We start from the raw sequence: 21,875 nt of genomic DNA, 5'->3' as shown, positions 1-21,875 counted from the left end.
TGTCTTTGATGGATCACTAGTGCTGACGCTCCAGATGCAGGCTGATATCCAGACCTTCCATTTCCTGCACGGCATCCACCCGCAACGGCATCAGCAGACGGATCAGCACCAGCACCCCGGCCGTGGCTGCGGCACTGTAGGCAGCCACCGCCGCCACCGCAATCAGCTGATTCAGCACCGTGGCGCCTGTGCCCGCGATCAGAGGATCGGCAAAAACCGCCGTGAGGATGGAGCCGGCAATGCCGCCCACGCCATGCACGCCGAAGACATCGAGCGAGTCGTCGGCCCCCAGTCGGCGCTTGAGCCAGGTTGCCCCCCAGAAGCAGACAGCGCCCGCAATCAGGCCTATCCACACTGCACTGCCCACCTGCACAAAGCCAGCAGCCGGGGTGATGGCCACCAGTCCGCCCACCATGCCCGAGAGCAGGCCCAGCAAGGTCGGAGCGCCGCGCACCAGCCACTCCACCACCATCCATGCCAGCCCCGCGGCCGAGGCCGCCACCAGCGTGACCACAAAGGCCAGCGCTGCACGCCCGTCGGCGGACAGGGCCGATCCGGCGTTGAAGCCGAACCAGCCGAACAGCAGCAACGCCGTGCCCATGGCCGTCCAGCCCAGGCTGTGCGGCTCGAAGGGCTCGGTGCCATAGCCACGCCTGCGCCCCATCATGAAGGCACAGACCAACGCAGCCACACCCGCGTTCACATGCACCACGGCACCGCCGGCAAAGTCCAGTGCGCCCAGCTGGTTCAGCCAGCCGCCGCTCTCCCACACCCAGTGCGCCACCGGGGCATAGACCACCACGCTCCACAGCGCGGCAAACACCAGCAGGGCCGCAAAGCGCATGCGCTCGACCACGGCCCCCACGATCAGCGAGGTGGTGATGATGGCGAATGCGGCCTGGAACAGGGCATAGGCCGCTTCGGGCAGATGCGGCGCCAGATGGCTGACCGAGATCACGCTGCGCCGGCCATCAAAGTGCAAAGAGGCAAACCAGGCGCGTCCCAGATTGCCGAGCCAGGGAGACTCGGCCGTAAACGCCAGCGAGTAGCCCAGGCCGAACCAGGTCAGGGTCACCACACAGGCCACCGCGAACACGGCCACCATGGTGTTGACCACATTCTTGCGACGCACCAGCCCCGCATAGAACAGGGCGATGCCCGGCAAGGTCATCAGCAAGACCAGCGCCGACGCAACCATGACCCAACCGGTATCTGCCTTGTCGATGGCAGTCAATGGCACCAATTCCATGCACTCCCCCTGCTTGTTTGCTTTGACAAGAAAAGGAAGCAGGTTCCATGCCAGCGCCATGTCTGTCTTCTGTCGCTGCATTACTGATAGCAGTCCGCGCTTTTTCATCAAAGAGTTCAAGCTCGTTGCATATGAATCAGGGCTTGCAGCTTGTGCTTGGAGCAGAGCCCGTTATGCTCGACAAGGTCCATCGTTGCTGCACTGATTCATGACCTGGCTGCTGCTGACTCTTCATGTATTGCTGATCACCGGTTTCGGCCTGCGCATCCTGCTGCGCCGGGACATGCGGCCCGACGTGCGCCTGGCCTGGCTCATGGTCATCGTGCTGCTGCCCTATGCGAGCTGCCTGCTGTACTACCTTTTTGGCGAGGTAGCCCTGGGCCGCGTACCAGGCCGCAGAAGACTCAATGTGCGCGAGTTCTGCCAGTCCCACAGCAGCGCCGCTACCGATGCCGACCGCAGCCCGCAGGCACTGCCGACCATGCCCGGTCAATGGCTGCCGGCCTTTCGCTATGCCTCGTCCATCAACGGCTTTGTGCCGCTGCCCGGCCACAGGGCCGAGTTGATGCGCGATGGCGCGCATGCCCGGGCGCAGATGCTGGCCGACATGGATGCCGCACGCCACGAGATCAACGTCCTGTACTACATCTGGCTGGACGACGGCACCGGCACCGATATGGCCCATGCCCTGATACGTGCCGCTCAGCGCGGCGTGACCTGCCGGGCCATGGTCGACGGACTGGGCTCGCGCGCACTGACGCGCTCGCCACTATGGCAGCAGATGCGGCAGGCCGGCGTGCACCTGGCGATTGCCCTGCCCATCAGCAATCTGCTCAAGGTCATGCTGACCAGCCGCATCGACCTGCGCAACCACCGCAAGATCACGCTCATAGACGGCAGGATCAACTATTGCGGCAGCCAGAACTGCGCCGACGAAGGCTTTCACATCAAGGCTCGCTATGCCCCCTGGGTGGACATCATGCTGCGCCTGCAGGGCCCCGTGGTCACGCAGATGCAGCAGGCTTTTGCCAGCGACTGGGCGCAGTCCGATGCCAGCCTTTCACCACCGGCCATCGAGGCCGAGGCCGGCGCTGCCGCTGACGACGGCTTCCATGCCGTTGCGATTGCCGAAGGGCCGACGGAAAGAGCACGCTCGACCCCCCAGCTGGTTGCCTGCCTGCTGGCCTGTGCGCAGCGCGAAGTCGTGATCTCCACCCCCTACTTCGTACCCGACAGCACGGTGCTCGATGCCTTGTGCGCCGCCGCGCTGCGCCAGGTGCAGGTCACCCTGATACTGCCCGCCCGCAATGACTCCTGGATCGTCGGCGCCGTCAGCCGCAGCCACTACTGGCGGCTGCTGAGCGCTGGCGTCCATATCCACGAATTCCGCCCCGGCCTGCTGCATGCCAAGACCCTGTGCCTGGACGGCTCGGTCAGCCTGATCGGCTCCACGAATCTGGACCTGCGCAGCTTTGACCTGAACTTCGAGAACAATGTGTTGCTGCACGACGAAGCCACTACCCAGGCCATCCGTCAGCGCCAGCAAAGCTATCTGCGCGATTCCGATGCGGTGACGCTGGAACAGGTGCGTGCCACTCGCTGGTGGAAACGCATCTGGGACAACTTGCTGGGCGCCTTGAGCCCGCTGCTGTAAGCCTCATGCCCTGGCTTTGGGCATGAGCCGCATCCGCGCACCACGCGCGTGCACACAGCCCGCCAATCTCGCACCAAGCCGGTTCGCCCCTTTATTTCATGCATGAAAGTCAGGGCTGATCCTCTCCGAATTGACACAAATCTTCAGGAATACCCTCTGCTGGCACGCCTTTCGCTTGCCTACATTCTTGCATGCAAGTTTTCTCCAACTTGCATACAAGATTCCACAACTTGCGAAAGACGACTATGCGCCGCTTTGTCAGATCACTGTTCGGACAGGTGGTGATCGCACTCATACTGGGTGTGCTCGCCGGACTGCTGGCCCCTGAATGGGCCGTGAAACTCAAACCCCTGGGCGATGGCTTCATCAAGCTCATCAAGATGATCATTCCCATACTGGTGTTCTGCGTGGTCGTGCACGGCATTGCCGGCGCGGGCGACCTCAAGCGCGTCGGTCGCGTGGGCGTCAAGGCCCTGATCTATTTCGAGGTGCTGACCACCATCGCCCTGGGCATGGGCCTGGTGCTGGCCTTTGTCTTCGAGCCCGGCGTGGGCATGAACGTGGACACCAGCAAGCTCGACGCCTCGGCCATGGCGGCCTACGCCAGCAATGCCGACAAGCTGACCAGCGGCGGCACGGTGGATTTCCTGATGAAGCTCATTCCCACCACCGTGGTGGAAGCCTTCGCCAAGGGCGACGTGCTGCAGGTGCTGCTGTTCGCCGTGCTGTTCGGCTGCGCGCTGACCATGCTGGGCGAGCGCGGCAAGCCCGTCTCCGATCTGGTGGACGCCTTGTCCATGGCCCTGTTCAAGGTCATGGGCATCATCATCAAGCTGGCACCGCTGGGCGTGCTGGGCGCCATCGCCTTTACCGTGGGCCAGTACGGCATAGGCTCGCTCAAGCAGCTGGGCATGCTGGTGGCGCTGTTCTACGTCTCGGTGCTGATCTTCGTGTTCGTGGTGCTGGGCCTGGTGATGCGCCTGTCGGGCTTCAGCCTGATCAAGCTGCTGCGCTATCTGCGCGAGGAACTGACCATCGTCTTCGCGACCACCTCGTCCGACAGCGTGCTGCCACAGATCATGGCCAAGCTGCGCAACATGGGTGTGCGCGACTCCACCGTGGGCCTGGTGATTCCCACCGGCTACTCGTTCAACCTGGACGCGTTCTCCATCTACATCACGCTGGCAGCGGTCTTCATCGCCCAGGCCACCAACACCCCCATCAGCATGTCCGACCTGCTGACCATTCTGGCCATCGCGCTGGTGACCTCCAAGGGCGCGCACGGCGTACCGGGCTCGGCCATCGTGGTGCTGGCCGCCACCCTGCATGCCATCCCCGCCATCCCTGCGATCGGCCTGGTGCTGGTGCTGTCGGTGGACTGGTTCATGGGCATTGCACGCGCTCTGGGCAATCTGATCGGCAACTGCGTGGCCACCGTGGCCATCGCCGCCTGGGAAGGCGACATCGACCGCGAACGTGCCCATGCGGTACTTGACGGCAGAGCTGAGCCACGAACCGAGGACGAAGAGCCTGCATCTGCTATGGTGCCGCCTGTCATCGTCCCCATCCCTCACTCCAGCCACTGAACCAAGCAATGACTCCTGCCTCTCCACAGCACATCGCGGAACGCGTCGTCGAAGCCATCCTGGCCCAGAAACTGGCACCCGGCGAACGGCTGGGAGAGCAGCAGCTGGCCAACAACTTCGACGTCAGCCGCACCGTGGTGCGCGAGGCGCTGATGCAGCTGCAGGCTCGCGGCTTTGTCCAGGTCCAGGCCCGCAGGGGCTGGTACGTGGTCCAGCCCTCGGCTGCCGAGGCCATGGACGCGTTCTCAGCCCGGCGGATCATCGAGACCGGCATATTGCAGGAGGCCGGCAAGCCGCTGCAGCGCGTCATCACCAGACTGCGCCGCCATATCGCCCAGGAGCAGAAAGCCATCGCCGGGGCGGACAGCGCCACACGCGCCTTCCTGCTTGCGGATTTCCATGTCTGCCTGGCCGAACAGATGGGACACCGGCTGCTGGCCGACACGCTGCGCGATCTGACGGCACGCACCACCCTGGCTGCCACGCTCTATCAGTCCACGCACAGCGCCAGCCAGTCCTGCGCCGAGCACGAGCGCATCGTGGCCGCCCTGGAACGCGGCGACACCGAGGGTGCCAAGGCACTGCTGCTGGAACATATAGGCATGGTGGAGCGCTCGCTGGAAATCCGTGCAACCGAGGCCGAGGAGCCCGGCGACCGGCTGCGTGCCACGCTCGCACCTGTGCTCAAGCAACGCCTCTGAGCGGCGCACTCCAAACCAAAAAGCCAGGGTCGTCCCTGGCTTTTTTCATTCGCAAAGCATGCCCGTGAAGCGGGTTCAGCCCAGGTTTGGCGCCAGATAGCGGCGCAGCTCCTCGATATCCATCGCACGTCGCCGGGCCATATCGGCGAGCTGGTCTTCGCCGATCTGGCCCACGTTGAAGTAGGCCGCTTCGGGGTTGCCAATGTAATAGCCGCTCACGCTGGATGCCGGGTTCATGGCCAGGCTCTCGGTCAGCGTCATGCCGATCTCATCGGCCTGCAGCGCCTTGAACAGGTCGATCTTGGCCGTGTGATCGGGGCAGGCAGGGTAGCCGGGCGCGGGGCGAATGCCCTTGTAGGCTTCCTTGATGAGTTCCTCGTTGCTCAGGTCCTCGTCTTCGGCATAGCCCCAGAGATCCTTGCGCACGCGCTGGTGCAGGCATTCGGCAAAGGCTTCGGCCAGGCGGTCGGCCAGGGCCTTGAACATGATGCCGCTGTAGTCGTCCAGCGCAGCTTCGAATTCCTTGTCCTTCTTTTCGGCGCCGATACCGGCTGTCACGGCAAACAGGCCGGCATAGTCGGCAATGCCCGACTCCTTGGTGGCCACAAAATCGGCCAGGCAGCGGCTGGGGCGCATCACGGGCCGTCCATCCGGGCCGTCCACGGCCTGTTTTTCGGTCTGCTGGCGCATCCCGTACCAGGTGGTCAGCACCTGGCTGCGTGATTCGTCGGTGTAGAACACGATGTCGTCGCCCACGCGATTGGCCGGGAACAGGCCCATCACGCCATTGGCCTGCAGCCAGCGGCCGTCGATGATCTTCTGCAGCATGAGCTTGGCATCGGCCAGCACTTTGCGCGCTTCCACGCCCACGACCTCATCGTCGAGGATGGCCGGGTAGGGCCCCGCCAGATCCCAGGTCTGGAAGAACGGGCCCCAATCGATGTACTGGGCGATTTCGGCCAGGTCGAAGTTCTTGAAGACGCGGCGGCCCAGGGTGCGCGGCACCACGGGGGCATGGTTCACCACGGCAGCATTGGCGCGGGCCTGCTCCAGCGTCCACAGCGGCGTCTTCTTCTTGTTGGCATGCTGGGTGCGCACCCTGTCGTAGTCGGCGCTCAGCTCGTCCAGATAGGCCTGCTTGCCTTCGCCCAGCAGGCTCTGCGCCACGCTGACCGAGCGCGAGGCGTCGGGCACATAGACCACGGGGCCGTCGTACTTGGGCGCAATCTTCACGGCCGTATGCACGCGCGAGCAGGTCGCACCGCCGATCAGCAGCGGAATCTTCTTGATGCGGAAGTAGTCGTCCTTGTCCATCTCGCCGGCCACATACTGCATCTCCTCGAGACTGGGAGTGATCAGGCCCGACAGGCCGATGATGTCCGCGCCCTCGGCCTTGGCCCTGGCCAGGATCTCGTGGCAGGGCACCATCACGCCCATGTTGATGACCTCGAAGTTATTGCACTGCAGGACCACGGTGACGATGTTCTTGCCGATGTCGTGCACATCACCCTTGACGGTGGCGATGACGATCTTGCCCTTGCTGGTCACGTCCAGGCCCGCCGCTTCCTGCTGGCGCTTCTCTTCCTCGATATAAGGCACCAGGTGGGCCACGGCCTGCTTCATCACGCGCGCGGACTTGACCACCTGGGGCAGGAACATCTTGCCGGCACCGAACAGGTCGCCGACGATATTCATGCCGTCCATGAGCGGGCCTTCGATCACGTGCAGCGGGCGGCCGCCGCCCTGCACCACGATCTGCTGGTAGGCCTCTTCGGTGTCTTCGGTGATGAAGTCGGTGATGCCGTGCACCAAGGCATGCGACAGACGCTCGCCCACGGTCTTCGGTGCCTCGGGCGTGCCGCGCCACTCGAGCTTCTTGCTGTCGTCCTTGGCCGCGCCCTTGGCGCTGTCGGCGATCTCCAGCAGACGCTCGGCCGCATCGGGGCGGCGGTTGAGCACCACATCCTCCACGCGTTCGCGCAGCTGCGGCTCCAGGTCGTCATACACACCGACCATGCCGGCATTGACGATGCCCATGTCCATGCCAGCCCCGATCGCGTGATAGAGGAACACGGTGTGGATGGCCTCGCGCACGGGGTCGTTGCCGCGGAAGGAGAAGCTCACGTTGGAGACGCCGCCCGAGACCTTGGCACCGGGCAGGTTCTGCTTGATCCAGCGCACGGCCTCGATGAAATCGACGCCGTAGTTGTTGTGCTCTTCGATGCCGGTGGCCACCGCAAAGATATTGGGGTCGAAGATGATGTCCTCGGGCGGGAAGCCCACTTCGTCGACCAGAATGCGGTAGGCGCGTTCGCAGATCTCGATCTTGCGCGCAAAGGTGTCGGCCTGGCCTTTTTCGTCAAACGCCATCACCACGGCGGCAGCGCCATAGCGCTTGACCAGCTTGGCGTGCTTCTTGAACTCCTCGACGCCCTCCTTCATGGAGATCGAGTTGACGATGCCCTTGCCCTGCAGGCAGCGCAGGCCGGCCTCGATCACGTCCCATTTGGAGCTGTCCACCATCACCGGCACCTTGGCGATATCGGGCTCGGAGGCGATCAGGTTCAGAAAGCGCACCATGGCGGCCTTGCTGTCCAGCATGGCCTCGTCCATGTTCACATCGATCACCTGGGCGCCATTTTCCACCTGCTGGCGCGCCACGGCCAGCGCTTCCTCGTACTGCTCGTTCAGGATCAGGCGCGCAAAGGCCTTGGAGCCGGTGACGTTGGTGCGCTCGCCCACGTTGACGAACAGCGTCTCATCGCCGATGAAGACGGGCTCCAGGCCCGACAGGCGCATGGGAGGAATGGCGGTGGAAGGGGTAGCAGCGGACATCAGCTCACCTGTGTGAAAACCAGAAACAGAATCGAGAACAGGTGAGCGCCGTTGTGGGTACGGGCAGATCGCCAACCGGATCTGCCACCCCGAGCCTGACGGGTCAAACATCTCTGTGATGACCGGCTGCAGCGCTCCTCGGGGGTGAAGCCCGACATTCTACGGCGAGGCCGGGCAATCAGGGCTTCAAGGCACTTTGCCCATTGACGGCCGAAGCGCGCTGCTTGCGGATGGCTATAGCAGATTCGACTTTCCGCACCCCAAAAACAGGAGCACGGCAAAAGGTAATTTCGCAAAAAACGAATGCAGCCATCTCGTTTCAAGCATATTCGTGGCATGGTGCGCATCCGCAAGGAATGGCGCACATCGCTTTCCTGCTCTCAGCCAGCCCGCACCGACGGGCCGCCGGCCATGAGTGGACAAGCACCTACAGCCCCTATCTTTGAGTCTTTGGCACCATCGACAGCAAATGTCCGGTCCATGTGCTCAGCCATGCACAGCCGATTGCCAGCCCTGACCGGGCAGGCCGTTCGGCCATCGCATGGAACACCCAGGAGATCTTCATGAACGTGACCTTCGGCGCGTACTACACCCTCATCATGGCCGTGCTTGTGCTCATGCTTGGCAAGCTCATGACAAGACATATCCGCTTTCTGCGCGACTTCAATATTCCCGAGCCGGTATCCGGTGGCCTGGTCGTGGCGGCCATCATCTTCATGCTGCATCAGACCACGGGACTGGCGCTGAGCTTCGAAGGCAGCCTGCAGTCGGCGTTCATGCTGGTGTTCTTCTCCTCCATCGGCCTGAGCGCGAACTTCGCCAAGCTGCGCGAGGGTGGCTCGGCGCTGTTCCTCTTCCTGGGTGTGATTGCCGTCTTCATCATCATGCAGAACATCGTGGGCGTGAGTCTGGCGTCCGTGCTGGGACTGGATCCGCTGATCGGCCTGGTCGCGGGCTCCATCACGCTGGTGGGCGGTCACGGTACGGCCGGAGCCTGGGGCTCGGTGCTCGAAAACCAATACGGCCTCACGGGAGCCACCACCCTGGGCATTGCCTGCGCCACTTTCGGCCTGATCATCGGCGGCCTGGTGGGCGGCCCGCTGGCCAAGCGGCTGATCACGCGCCATCAGCTGGCCCAGCCACTGACCGAGTCCGAACAGTTGCGCGCCGATGCGCCCACCGTGAGCGAAGGCAGCGAGGTCGCCAACTTCGAGTCGCCCAACAAGGCTCCGCGCCTGATCACGGCCGATGCGGCGGTGGAGACGCTGGCCCTCTTCGCGGGTTGCCTGGCCTTTGCCGAATTCATGACCGGCCTGACCATGGGAACGGTCATCCAGCTGCCTACCTTTGTCTGGGCGCTGGGCGGCGGCGTGATCATCCGCAACGTGCTGGACTACATGTTCGGCTTCAAGGTCTTCGACCGCGCCATCGACGTCTTCGGCAATGCCTCGTTGTCCATGTATCTGGCCATCGCGCTGCTGTCGCTCAAGCTGTGGGAGCTGACCGATCTGGCCGGCCCGCTGATGGTCATTCTGGCCGCACAGGCCATCGTCATGACGCTGTATGCGGCCTTCGTGACCTTCCGCATCATGGGCCGCAACTACGACGCCGCCGTGCTGGCCGCCGGCCACTGCGGCTTCGGCATGGGTGCCACGCCCACGGCCGTGGCCAATATGCAGGCCATCACCAACCAGTACGGCCCTTCGCACAAGGCCTTTCTGATCGTGCCCCTGGTCGGCGCCTTCTTCATCGACATCATCAACGCCTTTGTGCTGCAGGCCATGCTCAGCATTCTTCGCTGATCGCTGCATCAGCCCAAAAAAAAAGCGTGTTCCTGCCAGGCGGGAACACGCTTTTTCATGGCTGCTCACACTTGCCGGGCAAGCGTCACAGGCAGGTCAGGCCGGGGTCAGGCCGCCACCGCCTGCGCCGAAGCCGGCAGGCCGAAGATGCGGTCGAACGCCCAGTTGAAGGCAAAGGTGTAGACCATGAAGAACACCAGCAGGCCGGCTTCCATGACAGCGGCTTCCCACAGCGAGATGGCGAACCACCAGGCCATCAAGGGAATCAGCATGGCGGCGATGCCGCCTTCGAAACCGATGGCATGCACCACACGGCGCATCAGGGAACGGCCCTTGACGCTCTGGCGCGCTTCCCATTTCTCGAACAGGTAGTTGAAGCTCAGATTCCAGCAGATCGCGATCACCGAGGCGGCCACGGCCATGACGCCGGAATCGCTGGCCTTCTGGCCGATGGCCATGAAGATCAGGCTGGAGACGATGATGGCAATGGTTTCGTACAAGCCCACGTAGAGGATGCGGCGCTTGGGGCCTTGAAGACCCGTGGCTTTGCTGGGGGCCGCAAAGGCGGCGGTATTTTTGAGAGACGCGGCAGAGGAGGAAGCGGATGCCATCGCTGAGGCTTGTTGAGACATGGGCTGCAGTGTATGTTCTGGAAATTGAAGATAAAAGTCAGTTCCTATCAATTTTTCTGACAGATCGACACCATGCCCTTTAGCGCCGACCAGGTCCCGCTGTTTCTTGCCGTGCTCGATGCCGGCTCCTTTTCGGCAGCTGCACGCAAGCTGGGGCGTGTGCCCTCGGCCGTCAGCATGGCCATTGCCCAGCTGGAGGCCGAGCTGGATCTGCAGCTGTTCGACCGCAGCGGGCGCGAGCCCGTGCCAAGCGCTGCGGCCCGCGCACTAGAGCCCCAGGCGCGCCTGCTGGCCGAGCAGCTGCAGCTGCTGAACTGGCAGGCCCAGAGCCTGCACGCAGGGCTGGAAGAGCGGCTGACGCTGGCCATCGCCCCCGAGCTGCTGGCCACGCACTGGAGCGAGCCGCTGCACCAGCTGGTGCATGAATTTCCGGCCCTGCCCATCGAGGTGCTCGCAGCGCCCCAGGTCGATGCGCTGGAGCTCTTGCATGCGGGCCGCGCCCATCTGGCCCTGGTGTTCGAACGGCCAGCCATGGACGGGCGCGAGGGTTTCCAGGAAATGGGCCGCGAGACACTGGTGGCCGTGATGTCGCCGCAGTTCGAGCCCTGGCAGCAGGCGCTGGCCGAGCATGGTCCGGGCCGCTCCGCAGCGCCGCAGCTCACGGTGGAGCAACTGGCCGCCACACGCCAGGTGCTGGTGGCCAGCCGCGACCCGCAGCAGACCGATCCGCGCTTTGTGTTTGCGCGCCAGCTCTGGCGCACGGACAGTCACCAGGCAGCGCTGTCGCTGATCGCTGCGGGCCTGGCCTGGGGCTGGCTGCCCAAGGGCCTGGTGGAATCGCATATCGGCAGCGGCGCGCTGATGGAGATTCCCGTGCTCAATCTCAGCAACGGCACGGCCTTGTTTGTGGACTGGGTCTGGTCCAAGGAGCGCCCCCAGGGCCTGGCCACGCGGCGCTTTGTGGAACTCATGGCCAGGCAGCCCGCGGGCCGCTGAGCCCGGCGCGCGGCACTAGGCTTCTCGCCCCAGGCTGGCGCGCGCCGCGGGCGCCAGCAGCGCCGCGAACTCGCGCGCCGCGGCGCTGTAATGGCTGCCGCGACGCCACAGCAGTCCGGCCGTGCGCACCAGTTGCGGGCCCACCAGGTGTATCGCCACCATATCGCTGGCCTGCTGGGCCGCGCGCTCGGGCACGATGGTGGCCATGTCGCCCCAGCGGCACAGCGCGATCAGCGATTCCACCGAGCCCATTTCCACACGCAGGCTGGGCGTGACGCCCGCGTCGCGCAGGCCATTGTCGATCAGACCGCGCGTGTAGAAGCTGCGCGGCAGCAGCGCCAGCGGCACGTCGGCCAGCGACTTGACCGCCAGCGTGCGCCGCCCGGCCAGCGCATGCGAGGGATTGACCAGCAGCATCATGCGTTCGTCGAACAGCGGCAGGGCCTCGAGTTCGGTGCGCTGCGGCGGATGAAAGCTCACGCCCAGGTCCAGGCTACCATCGAGCAGGCCGGCCTCCACGGGCGGCGCCAGCAGCTCGCGCACCACCACGTTGACCTTGGGATAGGCTCGCGTGAAGGCCGCCACGGCCGGTGCGACCAGGGTGTTGAGAAAGGTGGGGATCACGCCCAGCGTAAGGGCGCCGGTCTGCAGCTCGCTGAGATCGGCCAGCGCCATGCGCCCGGCCTCGATCTCGTGCAGTGCGCGCTCGGCATAGTTGCGGAACACCACGCCGGCCTGCGAGAGCTTGAGCCCACGGCCTATGCGCTCGAACAGCACCATGCCCAGCTCCTCCTCCAGCTGGCGCAGGCCGTGCGACAGCGTGGACTGGGTCACGAACAGGTTGCGCGCCGAGGTCGTCAGGTGCTCGGTCTTGGCAATGTCGACAAAGTAGCGCAGCTGGCGCAGTTCCATGGGCGACTTCCAGGTAGATACATCGATGCTATCGAACAATACCTCAAAAATAATTCAGTAGATCAACGGCATTCATGGATTTACGCTGGCGACCATCGCAGCCATGCAGCTGCCCGCTTCAACGCCTTCCGCCCTCGCGGCCTCTTGCCCATGACCACCAGCTTCCCCATCGAACGCATTACCGCGCGCATCCTGGACATTCCCACCATACGCCCGCACAAGCTGTCGTTCGGCGCCATCAACCGCCAAAGCCCGGTCATCGTCCAGATGTGGCTGCGCAACGGCGCCACGGGCTTCGGCGAGGCAGCCACCATCGGCGGCCCGTCGTGGAACGAGGAGTCGCCCGAGAGCATCCACCACGCCATCACCAACCATCTGGCCCCGGCCCTCGCGGGCCAGGACGGCGCGCGCATCGAGGCTTGTCTAGCTCGCATGGACCTGGCCTGTCGCGGCAATGCCTTTGCCAAGAGCGCCGTGGAAATGGCCTTGCTCGACGCCGTGGCGCGCAGCCTGCAGGTTCCCGTGTGGCAACTGCTGGGCGGCAAGCAGCACGACAGCCTGCCCCTGGCCTGGACGCTGGCCAGCGGCGATGTGGAACGCGACCTGGCCGAGGCCCAGCTGCGTCTGGACCAGGGCCGCCACCGCATCTTCAAGCTCAAGATCGGTGCCCGAACGCCCGAGGCTGATCTGGCCCATGTGAGCCAGATCGCGCGCGGCCTGCAGGGCCGCGCCACGCTGACCGTGGACGTGAATCAGGCCTGGGACGGTGCCACCGCGCGGCGCTTTCTGCCGCCCATGATCGAGGCCGGCGTCAGCCTCATCGAGCAGCCCGTGGCCCAGTGGAATGTGCCCGCGCTGCGCGAGCTCACGGCCACGCTGCCGTCCACGGCCCTGGTCATGGCCGATGAGAGCGTTTGCACGCCGCACGACGCCATGCGCCTGGCGCGCGAGCAGGCCTGCCATGTGTTTTCGCTCAAGGTCGCCAAGCACGGCGGCCTGCTGCGTACGCGCCAGGTCGCCGCCATCGCCCAGGCAGCCGACATCGGCTGGTACGGCGGCACCATGCTCGAGACCTCGATAGGCTCGGCCGCCTCGGCCCATGTGTTCGCCACGCTGGGCGGGCGCCACCACAACTGCGAACTGTTCGGCCCCCAGCTGCTGGTGGACGACATCGTGGCCGAGCGCATGCCGATTGCCGACTTCGCCCTGCAGTTGCCCGACGGCCCCGGGCTGGGCGTGGAAGTGGATCCGGCCCAGCTCGACCGCTTCGACCGCGCGCGCCAGGGCCTGCAACCCACACACATCGACCTCGCCGCCGCACCTTCATCCGCCCCCTTGTCTGCGCCGGCCCCCCCAGCCCGCTGACACCGCACCAACTACAACATTCATCTTCAGGAGACATCCACCATGCAACGCCGCCTTCTCTGCACCCTCGCCGCCCTGCCCGCCGTCCTCGGCCTGGGCGCCCTGGCACCCGCCGCCCATGCCCAGACGCCCGAGGCCAACTGGCCCAGCAAACCCATTCGCTGGATCGTGCCCTTTCCGCCGGGCGGCGCCATGGATGCCATCGCCCGCACCCTGGGCGAGAAGGCCGCACGCACGCTGGGCCAGCCCTTCGTCATCGAGAACCGCCCCGGCGCGGGCGGCAACATCGGCGCCGACTTCGTGGCCAAGTCCCCGGCCGACGGCTACACGCTGATGATCACCTCCATCGGCATGGCCACCAACAAGCCGCTGTACCGCAAGCTCAGCTATGACCCGATCAAGGACTTCGCACCCGTGGGCGTGCTGGCCGTGGTGCCCAACATCCTGGTCACCAACGCCACCCAGCCCCAGATCAAGAGCGTGGCCGACGTGGTGGCCGCGGCCAAGGCCGTGCCGGGCAAGCTGACCTATGCCTCGGCCGGCAACGGCACCTCCATCCACCTGGCCGGCGAAGTCTTCACCTCGCTGGCGGGCGTGGACATGCTGCACATCCCCTACAAGGGATCTGGCCCCGCCGTCTCCGACCTGCTGGGCGGCCAGGTCAACTACATGTTCGACTCCATCACCTCGGCGCGTCCCCACATCCAGTCGGGCAAGCTGCGCGCGCTGGCCGTGACCACGGCCAGGCGCTCGACCAGCATGCCCGACGTACCCACCATGGAGGAAGCCGGCATCAAGGGCTATGAAGTCTCGCCCTGGTTCGCCGCCTTCGTGCCCGCCGGCACGCCACCGGCCATCGTGAAGAAGCTCAACCAGACCTTTGTGGCCGCCATGAAGCAGCCCGACGTGATCGAGCGCTTCCAGGCCATAGGCGCCGAGGTCGTGGGCTCCACGCCCGAGGAAGCGGCGCGTCACCTGCAGACCGAAAGCCAGCGCTGGACACGACTGATCAACGAGCGCGGCATCCACATGGACTGAATGCGCCACGCCCGTGCGGGCCTGCCGCCGCTTGAGCTGCCGCCGGCCATGCGCTAGGCTGGGCACCTCGTCACACCAGGGAGGACGCCGCCCATGCCGCAATCGATCTTCACCAGCAGCGATGCCGCGCTGCGCGAACGCTGGAAGGCGCTGCAACCGGGCGCCGCTGCCGTCAAGGCCGGACGCTGCGAGCTGGCCGGGTTCGATCCCGGCGCCAAGCCCTTCTCGGGCGGCAGCAAGGCCCAGGACAAGGCCAGCGTCGAAGCCCTGGCCGAGGAGCTGGACGCGCTGCAGAACCTGTTCTATGCCGACCGGCGCTTCAAGCTGCTGGTCATACTGCAGGGCATGGACGCTGCCGGCAAGGACGGCACGCTGCGCGCTGTCTTCGGTCGCATGTCGCCGCTGGGCGTGCGCTCCGTGGGCTGGAAGGCGCCCACCGACGTCGAGAAGTCCCACGACTACCTGTGGCGCATCCACCAGCAGACGCCGGGGGCGGGCGAGATCGTGCTCTTCAACCGCAGCCAGTACGAGGATGTGCTGGTGCCCGTGGTCAACGGCTGGCTCACGCCCGAGCAGCAGACCCAGCGCTATGCACAGATCAACGACTTCGAGCGCATGCTCAGCGAGACCGGCACGGTGATCGTCAAGTTCATGCTGCACATCAGCAAGGACGAACAGCGCGAGCGGCTGCAGCAGCGGCTGGACGACCCCTGCAAGCACTGGAAGTTCGACGAGAACGACCTCAAGGTGCGCGCCCAGTGGGACGACTACCAGCAGGCCTATGGCCGGCTGCTGGCTGCCACGCACACGCCATGGGCGCCCTGGACCATTGTCCCCGCCGACTCCAAGACCCACCGCAATCTGATGGTGGCCACGGTGCTGCGCGAGGTGCTGGGCAATCTGGAACTGAAATATCCGCCCGGCGCACCGGGGCTGGATCACATCCAGGTCCGGTGACACGGACAGCGCCTGCAGCCATCGGCAATAGGCCACCGGCGCTAGCGCTTCGCTCTCATAAAAAGAGCTGCTACCGCATGTGCTCAATGATTTTCAGAATGAAAAGCATCTGAAATCATTTATTTACAAGCGGCAGCAGCTCCTTTTTTATTCCACCTGAATAGATCAGAACTGCCAGCCCAGTCCGCCCAGGCCTTCGAACTCCATCTCGAAGCGATCGCCAGCCTGTAGCGGCATGCAGCCGCACCAGGTTCCCGTCGTCACCACGGTGCCGGCAGGCACGCTGCCGTATTCGCGCACCACATGCTGCAGCCAGTCCACCAGCAGCCAGGCCGGATCGCCCAGGCTGTGCGTTCCGGTAAAGCGCTGCGGCGAGCCGCCATTCACGGTCACCGTGCACAGCTGCCGCGCCCAGTCGCGGCCGGCGATGATGGAAGCGCTCTGCCACTCGCCCAGCGCCAGTCCGCCATGGCACTGGCCGTCGGCCAGCAGGGCCAGGGCCGGGGCCTTGGTGCCGTCGCGCCAGCGCACATCCACCCATTCCACGGCCACGCACACGGCGTCCACCAGCGCCAGCGCGCTGTCGTAATCGAGGGCTGCGGCCTGCTCTGCGCTGACCTCCCGGCCTATGCGCAAGGCGATCTCGGCCTCGGCATTGCGCAGATTGAAGACGGTGGCGGGTGCAGGCACCGGATTCAAGCCCTGGCGAATGCCGTCCTCGGGCAGCGGCACATGCAGCAGCGCGGCATTGCGCCCCGGCCCACCGGACTTCCAGTAGCGCGGCGCGCGATCGGCGGGCCACCAGTTCCAGCTGCGCGCCAGCGCGCTCTGCACGGCACGGGCATCGGCGGCCTCGCCCATCAGCGCTGCCACGTCGGCGCCCCGGGCCTGGGCCGCGCCCAGCTTGCGCGACCACCACAGCGCATCGGCCGTGGCATAGCTGTCTTCGGGCAATCCGGGCCACAGCGTCTTCCAGTCGGGCAGCACCTCGTCCTGCGTCTGCAGCTCGGGCGCCAGGCCTATGGGCGGGGTATTCGCAAACGGTGCAGGGCCGCACCAGCCGCTTTGGCAATCTTGGTTTTCAGACATGGCGGCAATGATGGCAAATTTCCTGTCCCCACGCCACTCATCGGGCACCTGGCGCTCATCCAGAGCGGCTTTCCGATGGTTATGCACAAAACGCATAGCATCTCAAACAAGAAGCCTTGGACAGGAAAATTCGGCGCGCGCACACTGTGAATCCCGGACAGCAAGGGCTTACAACGACCTTGCTCCACTCAGTCAACCAGGCCTTCATCATGCAAGCCAAAGACTCTTCAGCGCTGTCCACAGCGCATGCTCTGCCTTCCTACCTCAACCCCGATCATCTCGGTCCCTGGGGCATTTATCTGCAACAGGTCGACCGTGTCACCCCCTATCTGGGCTCGCTGGCCCGCTGGGTGGAAACGCTCAAGCGCCCCAAGCGCATCCTGATCGTCGACGTGCCCATCGAGATGGACGATGGCCGCATCGCTCACTTCGAGGGCTACCGCGTGCAGCACAACCTGAGCCGCGGTCCTGGCAAGGGCGGTGTGCGCTTCCACCAGGATGTGACGCTGTCCGAGGTGATGGCCCTGTCGGCCTGGATGAGCATCAAGAATGCAGCCGTGAACGTGCCCTACGGCGGCGCCAAGGGCGGTATCCGCGTCGATCCGCGCCAGCTGTCCAAGGCAGAACTTGAACGCCTGACCCGCCGCTACACCAGCGAGATCGGTCTGCTGATCGGCCCCACCAAGGACATTCCGGCACCTGACGTGAACACCAACGGCCAGGTCATGGCCTGGATGATGGACACCTACTCCATGAACACGGGTGCCACGGCCACCGGCGTGGTCACGGGCAAGCCCGTGGACCTGGGCGGTTCGCTGGGTCGCGTCGAGGCCACGGGCCGCGGCGTGTTCACCGTGGGTGTGGAAGCGGCCAAACTGACTGGCCTCAATGTGCAGGGCGCACGTGTGGCCGTGCAGGGCTTCGGCAATGTGGGCGGCACGGCAGGCAAGCTGTTTGCCGACGCCGGCGCCAAGGTCGTGGCCGTGCAGGACCATACGGGCACCATCCGCAACGCCAACGGTCTGGATGTGGCGGCCTTGCTGGAGCATGTGGGCAACACCGGCGGCGTGGGCGGCTTTGCCGGCGCCGAGGCCATGGATGCAGCCGACTTCTGGGGCGTGGATTGCGACATCCTGATCCCCGCGGCGCTGGAAGGCCAGATCACCAAGGACAACGCAGGCCAGATCAAGGCCAAGCTGGTGATCGAAGGCGCCAACGGCCCCACCACACCCGAGGCCGACGACATCCTCAACGAAAAAGGCGTGCTGGTTCTGCCCGACGTGATTGCCAATGCCGGCGGCGTGACCGTGAGCTATTTCGAGTGGGTGCAGGACTTCTCCAGCTTCTTCTGGACCGAGGACGAGATCAACGCCCGCCTCGTGCGCATCATGCAGGAAGCCTTTGCCGGCGTCTGGGCCGTGGCCCAGGAGCACAAGGTGACGCTGCGCACCGCCACCTTCATCGTGGCCTGCAAGCGCATTCTCCACGCCCGCGAAGCACGCGGCCTGTATCCATAAGCAGCCCCTGAGGCGCTACGCGCCTTCCCCTGGCCGGGCGCCCCTCGCCGGGCGCCCCTCTCTCCACCGGCTTCGCGCCAACGGAGGGGGGCGATGCCTTCGCCGGGGCGGCGGGGCCGCGAGGCGGCACCTGCTCGGCATCTCTTTGTGGGATGTGCCTGTTTGAGTGCGAGCACCACGAAAAAAGCCTTCTGTTTCCAGAAGGCTTTTTTGTTGGTTGCGCGAGAAGGATTTGAACCTCCGACCTTTGGGTTATGAGCCCAACGAGCTACCAGACTGCTCCATCGCGCGGTAATTTGTTTCTCAACAGCAGCTGCTGTGTCGATAGTCGCAATTGTAGCCTAAATCGGCCTGTCATGCGGAGCAGTTATATAAACGCGCGCTTTTCATGGTTACTGGCTCTGAAATTTGTCGCCCGCTCCGCATGGGCGGCAGCATTTGCGGCCCGGGCCAGTCGGTATAGTTGCCGCCCATGGCCAAAGAGAAAACCACTTTCACCTGCAACGCCTGTGGCGGCACCAGCCCGCGCTGGCTGGGCAAATGCCCGGGCTGCGGCGCCTGGAACAGCCTGGTCGAGACCGTGGCCGACTCCGCCTCGGGCGGCAAGAACCGCCTGAGCCAGCCCCAGGGCTATGCAGGTCTGGCCAATGCCCAGCCCGTCACCCCGCTGTCGGCCATCGAGGCCCAGGATGTGGCACGCACGCCCAGCGGCATCGAGGAACTGGACCGGGTGCTGGGCGGCGGCGTGGTCGAAGGCGGCGTGGTACTGATCGGCGGCGACCCTGGCATAGGTAAGTCCACACTTCTTTTGCAGGCAATGGATGCATTGCACCGTATCGGCCTGCCCACGCTCTATGTGACGGGCGAGGAAAGCGGTGCCCAGGTGGCGCTGCGCTCGCGCCGGCTCGGGCTGGACAACAGCCAGGTCAATGTGCTGGCCGAGATCCAGCTCGAGAAAATCCTGGCCACCGTGGAGGCCACCCAGCCCGCCGTGGTGGTCATCGACTCGATACAGACCGTATATTCGGACCAGCTCTCCTCGGCTCCAGGCTCCGTGGCCCAGGTGCGCGAATGCGCGGCCCATCTCACGCGTGCGGCCAAGACCACGGGCATCACCATCATTCTGGTAGGCCATGTGACCAAGGACGGCGCGCTGGCAGGCCCGCGCGTGCTCGAGCACATGGTGGACACGGTGCTCTATTTCGAAGGCGACACGCACAGCAACTTCCGCCTGGTGCGCGCCATCAAGAACCGCTTCGGTGCCGTCAACGAGATCGGTGTCTTCGCGATGACGGAAAAAGGCCTCAAGGGCGTGACCAACCCCAGCGCCATCTTTCTGAGCCAGCACAGCGAGCCCGTGCCCGGCAGCTGCGTGCTGGTGACGCTGGAGGGCACGCGCCCCATGCTGGTGGAGATCCAGGCCCTGGTGGACCAGGGCGGTCCGGCTGCGCGTCGCCTCTCGGTCGGCCTGGACCGCGACCGGCTGGCCATGCTGCTGGCCGTGCTCAACCGCCATGCGGGCGTGGCCTGCGCCGACCAGGATGTCTTCGTCAACGCCGTGGGCGGCGTGCGCATCAACGAGCCGGCAGCCGACCTGGCGGTGATGTTGGCAATCACTTCCAGCCTGCGCGGCAAGTCGCTGCCCAAGGGCTTTATCGCGTTTGGCGAGGTCGGTCTGGCCGGCGAGGTGCGCCCCGCACCGCGCGGTCAGGAGCGACTCAAGGAGGCGGCAAAGTTGGGATTCACTATCGCAGTGGTTCCCAAGGCCAATGCTCCCAAGAAGCCCATCGCCGGCCTGACCATTCATGCCGTGGAGCGCGTGGATGAGGCCATCAACATCGTGCGCGGCATTGGCTGATGTATTTTGATAGCTGCTTGCGCCTTTCAGTCATCGATATCAGCTAATAAATGATCTGAAATCGTTGATTGAAATACGCATGCAGCTACTGTTTTTGAAAACCCCTTGGTCACAGCGGCCTGTGCGGGCATACGCACTGTCCGCAACCTCAAACCCATACCCTCGTAAGACAATAAGCCCATGAATTTGCGCAATATTTTGGTTCCCCTGGGCTTGATCGTGCTGATGATCGCGGCCTACAACTCTGCGGGCTGGCCTGGCGTGGCGGCCGTGGCAGGCGGCATCCTCATGTGGGGGCTGCTGCACTTCACGCGCCTGATGACCATCATGAAGAAGGCGTCGGACCGGCCTATCGGCTATGTGGGCAGCGCCGTGATGCTCAATGCCAAGCTCAAGCCCAAGGTCCCGCTGGTCCATGTGGTGGCCATGACCCGCTCCCTGGGCCAGCGCCTGTCCGAAGAAGGCCAGAGCCCCGAGATCTACCGCTGGACCGATGGCTCGCAGTCCCATGTGACCTGCGAGTTCATCGCCGGCCGTCTCATGAAATGGGAGCTGCAGCGTCCCGAGCCCAAGGAAGAACTGAACCCGACTGCTGCGCAAGCAACAGCCCGGACATCGGAGTCGACCTCCCCCTAAAATGGCAGCTTCAGGAGACAAGCGCTGCCGCCTATCCGGCAGCAGCGCCCGCCGAACACACAACCCATAGAGGATGGTTTTATGAGCCCTGTTGTTCCCTCGATGTCCGACCGCGACGGAAAGATCTGGATGGATGGCCAGCTGGTGGAGTGGCGCGATGCCAAGATCCATGTGCTGACCCACACGCTGCACTATGGCTGCGGCGCCTTTGAAGGCGTGCGCGCCTACGAAACCGAGCAAGGCACGGCCATCTTCCGCCTTGAAGAGCACACCAAGCGCCTGTTCAACAGTGCCAAGATCCTGCGCATGCAGATCCCGTTCAGCCAGGAGCAGGTCAATCAGGCCCAGGTCGAGGTGGTCAGGGCCAACGGCCTCAAATCCTGCTATCTGCGCCCGCTGACCTGGATTGGCGACCGCAAGCTGGGTGTCTCGCCCAAGGGCAATACCATCCATCTGATGGTGGCGGCCTGGGCCTGGGGCGCCTATCTGGGCGAGGAAGGCATGCAGCGCGGCATCCGCACCAAGATTTCCAGCTTCACCCGCCACCATGTGAACATCACCATGAGCCAGGCCAAGGCGGTGAGCAACTACACCAACTCCATCCTGGCCAATACCGAGGCTCTGGACGACGGCTACGACGAGGCCATCCTGCTGGACGCATCGGGCTTTGTCTCCGAAGGATCGGGCGAAAACATCTTTGTGATCAAGGATGGCGTGATCTACACCCCCGACCTGTCCGCCGGCGCACTCAACGGCATCACCCGCAACACCGTGCTGCACATCTGCAAGGACCTCGGCCTGGAAGTGGTGCAAAAGCGCATCACCCGTGACGAGTTGTACATCTCGGACGAGCTGTTCTTCACCGGCACCGCCGCGGAAGTCACGCCCATCCGCGAAGTGGACCGCATACAGATCGGCGAAGGCCGCCGCGGCCCGATTACCGAGAAAATCCAGACGGCCTATTTCGACATCGTCAACGGCCGCAACCCCAAATACGCACACTGGCTCACCAGAGTGTGAATTCCCCTGAGCGGCTTTCCGCTTCCCC

At 64.7% G+C, this 21,875-nt stretch carries 17 protein-coding genes, 1 tRNA gene and 1 riboswitch; of the genes, 12 read left to right on the top strand and 6 right to left on the bottom strand.

Annotated elements, in window-relative coordinates:
- Window positions 1-16: 16 nt before the first annotated feature.
- Window positions 17-1,249, bottom strand: a complete 1,233-nt coding sequence (locus FSY59_RS10330; RefSeq protein ID WP_029158519.1) for an ammonium transporter — start codon at window positions 1,247-1,249, stop codon at window positions 17-19.
- A gap of 208 nt (window positions 1,250-1,457) precedes the next feature.
- Between FSY59_RS10330 and cls the strand changes: the two genes are divergently transcribed.
- From cls to FSY59_RS10315, 3 genes are all read left to right on the top strand, one after another.
- The gene (gene cls, locus FSY59_RS10325; RefSeq protein WP_148728913.1) at window positions 1,458-2,903 is read left to right on the top strand and encodes a cardiolipin synthase; all 1,446 of its coding nucleotides are present in this window, start codon (window positions 1,458-1,460) and stop codon (window positions 2,901-2,903) included.
- Between the two features lie 245 nt (window positions 2,904-3,148).
- Window positions 3,149-4,489, top strand: coding sequence for a C4-dicarboxylate transporter DctA (locus tag FSY59_RS10320; protein ID WP_003059761.1), 1,341 nt, complete (start codon window positions 3,149-3,151; stop codon window positions 4,487-4,489).
- An 8-nt stretch (window positions 4,490-4,497) separates the two neighbouring features.
- Entirely contained in the window at window positions 4,498-5,190 is a 693-nt protein-coding gene (locus FSY59_RS10315) for a GntR family transcriptional regulator (protein ID WP_148728912.1), read from the top strand.
- Window positions 5,191-5,265: 75 nt separating this feature from the next.
- Here the strand turns inward: FSY59_RS10315 and metH are convergent, their stop codons facing one another.
- Entirely contained in the window at window positions 5,266-8,025 is a 2,760-nt protein-coding gene (metH, locus tag FSY59_RS10310; RefSeq protein ID WP_003059767.1) for a methionine synthase, read from the bottom strand.
- A gap of 36 nt (window positions 8,026-8,061) precedes the next feature.
- A riboswitch (S-adenosyl-L-homocysteine riboswitch) is annotated at window positions 8,062-8,171 on the bottom strand.
- Between the two features lie 417 nt (window positions 8,172-8,588).
- On the opposite strand from metH, the gene gltS reads away from it, so the two are divergent.
- Entirely contained in the window at window positions 8,589-9,827 is a 1,239-nt protein-coding gene (gltS, locus tag FSY59_RS10305; RefSeq protein WP_003059770.1) for a sodium/glutamate symporter, read from the top strand.
- A 107-nt stretch (window positions 9,828-9,934) separates the two neighbouring features.
- Here gltS and FSY59_RS10300 read toward each other — a convergent pair whose 3' ends face one another.
- A complete protein-coding gene (locus tag FSY59_RS10300; RefSeq protein ID WP_003059773.1) occupies window positions 9,935-10,438 on the bottom strand; it encodes a PACE efflux transporter in 504 nt (167 codons plus the stop codon).
- A gap of 93 nt (window positions 10,439-10,531) precedes the next feature.
- Between FSY59_RS10300 and FSY59_RS10295 the strand changes: the two genes are divergently transcribed.
- On the top strand, window positions 10,532-11,455 hold the full coding sequence (locus tag FSY59_RS10295; RefSeq protein ID WP_003059776.1) for a LysR family transcriptional regulator: 924 nt from the start codon (window positions 10,532-10,534) through the stop codon (window positions 11,453-11,455).
- A 15-nt stretch (window positions 11,456-11,470) separates the two neighbouring features.
- Here the strand turns inward: FSY59_RS10295 and cynR are convergent, their stop codons facing one another.
- Window positions 11,471-12,367 carry a transcriptional regulator CynR gene (gene cynR, locus FSY59_RS10290; RefSeq protein ID WP_003059779.1) on the bottom strand — a complete coding sequence of 299 codons (897 nt, stop codon included), beginning with the start codon at window positions 12,365-12,367 and terminating at the stop codon, window positions 11,471-11,473.
- A 150-nt stretch (window positions 12,368-12,517) separates the two neighbouring features.
- On the opposite strand from cynR, the gene FSY59_RS10285 reads away from it, so the two are divergent.
- The 3 genes from FSY59_RS10285 (at window position 12,518) to FSY59_RS10275 (ending at window position 15,727) form a co-directional block, all read left to right on the top strand.
- The gene (locus FSY59_RS10285; RefSeq protein WP_148728911.1) at window positions 12,518-13,732 is read left to right on the top strand and encodes a muconate cycloisomerase family protein; all 1,215 of its coding nucleotides are present in this window, start codon (window positions 12,518-12,520) and stop codon (window positions 13,730-13,732) included.
- Window positions 13,733-13,774: 42 nt separating this feature from the next.
- Entirely contained in the window at window positions 13,775-14,770 is a 996-nt protein-coding gene (locus FSY59_RS10280; RefSeq protein ID WP_148728910.1) for a tripartite tricarboxylate transporter substrate binding protein, read from the top strand.
- Between the two features lie 93 nt (window positions 14,771-14,863).
- Window positions 14,864-15,727, top strand: coding sequence for a PPK2 family polyphosphate kinase (locus FSY59_RS10275; protein ID WP_003059787.1), 864 nt, complete (start codon window positions 14,864-14,866; stop codon window positions 15,725-15,727).
- A gap of 165 nt (window positions 15,728-15,892) precedes the next feature.
- Here the strand turns inward: FSY59_RS10275 and FSY59_RS10270 are convergent, their stop codons facing one another.
- Window positions 15,893-16,816 carry a fumarylacetoacetate hydrolase family protein gene (locus FSY59_RS10270; RefSeq protein WP_029158564.1) on the bottom strand — a complete coding sequence of 308 codons (924 nt, stop codon included), beginning with the start codon at window positions 16,814-16,816 and terminating at the stop codon, window positions 15,893-15,895.
- Window positions 16,817-17,025: 209 nt separating this feature from the next.
- Between FSY59_RS10270 and FSY59_RS10265 the strand changes: the two genes are divergently transcribed.
- Window positions 17,026-18,333, top strand: coding sequence for a Glu/Leu/Phe/Val dehydrogenase (locus FSY59_RS10265; RefSeq protein ID WP_003059791.1), 1,308 nt, complete (start codon window positions 17,026-17,028; stop codon window positions 18,331-18,333).
- A 214-nt stretch (window positions 18,334-18,547) separates the two neighbouring features.
- Here the strand turns inward: FSY59_RS10265 and FSY59_RS10260 are convergent.
- Window positions 18,548-18,624 (bottom strand) — tRNA-Met (locus FSY59_RS10260).
- 181 nt (window positions 18,625-18,805) lie between these two features.
- Here FSY59_RS10260 and radA point away from each other — a divergent pair.
- The 3 genes from radA to FSY59_RS10245 all read left to right on the top strand — a co-directional run bounded on the left by radA (window position 18,806) and on the right by FSY59_RS10245 (window position 21,847).
- Entirely contained in the window at window positions 18,806-20,191 is a 1,386-nt protein-coding gene (gene radA / locus FSY59_RS10255) for a DNA repair protein RadA (protein WP_003059793.1), read from the top strand.
- A 180-nt stretch (window positions 20,192-20,371) separates the two neighbouring features.
- Window positions 20,372-20,827 carry a glycerate kinase gene (locus FSY59_RS10250; RefSeq protein WP_148728909.1) on the top strand — a complete coding sequence of 152 codons (456 nt, stop codon included), beginning with the start codon at window positions 20,372-20,374 and terminating at the stop codon, window positions 20,825-20,827.
- A gap of 81 nt (window positions 20,828-20,908) precedes the next feature.
- Window positions 20,909-21,847, top strand: coding sequence for a branched-chain amino acid transaminase (locus FSY59_RS10245; protein WP_003059799.1), 939 nt, complete (start codon window positions 20,909-20,911; stop codon window positions 21,845-21,847).
- Window positions 21,848-21,875: the final 28 nt, after the last annotated feature.

The organism is Comamonas sp. Z3, from assembly GCF_008121565.1.
GTDB lineage: Bacteria > Pseudomonadota > Gammaproteobacteria > Burkholderiales > Burkholderiaceae_C > Comamonas > Comamonas brasiliensis.
The sequence above is the reverse complement of the archived record's forward strand: the minus strand, read 5'-3'. Positions and strand labels throughout refer to the sequence as shown.

Excerpts from the sequence above, each read along its gene's own strand:
- cynR (WP_003059779.1), bottom strand. The coding sequence starts at position 12,367 with ATGGAACTGCGCCAGCTGCGCTACTTTGTCGACATTGCCAAGACCGAG.
- FSY59_RS10280 (WP_148728910.1), top strand. The coding sequence starts at position 13,775 with ATGCAACGCCGCCTTCTCTGCACCCTCGCCGCCCTGCCCGCCGTCCTC.
- FSY59_RS10270 (WP_029158564.1), bottom strand. The coding sequence starts at position 16,816 with ATGTCTGAAAACCAAGATTGCCAAAGCGGCTGGTGCGGCCCTGCACCG.
- metH (WP_003059767.1), bottom strand. The coding sequence starts at position 8,025 with ATGTCCGCTGCTACCCCTTCCACCGCCATTCCTCCCATGCGCCTGTCG.
- radA (WP_003059793.1), top strand. The coding sequence starts at position 18,806 with ATGGCCAAAGAGAAAACCACTTTCACCTGCAACGCCTGTGGCGGCACC.
- FSY59_RS10295 (WP_003059776.1), top strand. The coding sequence starts at position 10,532 with ATGCCCTTTAGCGCCGACCAGGTCCCGCTGTTTCTTGCCGTGCTCGAT.
- FSY59_RS10320 (WP_003059761.1), top strand. The coding sequence starts at position 3,149 with ATGCGCCGCTTTGTCAGATCACTGTTCGGACAGGTGGTGATCGCACTC.
- FSY59_RS10250 (WP_148728909.1), top strand. The coding sequence starts at position 20,372 with ATGAATTTGCGCAATATTTTGGTTCCCCTGGGCTTGATCGTGCTGATG.
- FSY59_RS10245 (WP_003059799.1), top strand. The coding sequence starts at position 20,909 with ATGAGCCCTGTTGTTCCCTCGATGTCCGACCGCGACGGAAAGATCTGG.
- FSY59_RS10285 (WP_148728911.1), top strand. The coding sequence starts at position 12,518 with ATGACCACCAGCTTCCCCATCGAACGCATTACCGCGCGCATCCTGGAC.
- FSY59_RS10275 (WP_003059787.1), top strand. The coding sequence starts at position 14,864 with ATGCCGCAATCGATCTTCACCAGCAGCGATGCCGCGCTGCGCGAACGC.
- FSY59_RS10315 (WP_148728912.1), top strand. The coding sequence starts at position 4,498 with ATGACTCCTGCCTCTCCACAGCACATCGCGGAACGCGTCGTCGAAGCC.
- cls (WP_148728913.1), top strand. The coding sequence starts at position 1,458 with ATGACCTGGCTGCTGCTGACTCTTCATGTATTGCTGATCACCGGTTTC.
- FSY59_RS10330 (WP_029158519.1), bottom strand. The coding sequence starts at position 1,249 with ATGGAATTGGTGCCATTGACTGCCATCGACAAGGCAGATACCGGTTGG.
- FSY59_RS10300 (WP_003059773.1), bottom strand. The coding sequence starts at position 10,438 with ATGGCATCCGCTTCCTCCTCTGCCGCGTCTCTCAAAAATACCGCCGCC.
- gltS (WP_003059770.1), top strand. The coding sequence starts at position 8,589 with ATGAACGTGACCTTCGGCGCGTACTACACCCTCATCATGGCCGTGCTT.
- FSY59_RS10265 (WP_003059791.1), top strand. The coding sequence starts at position 17,026 with ATGCAAGCCAAAGACTCTTCAGCGCTGTCCACAGCGCATGCTCTGCCT.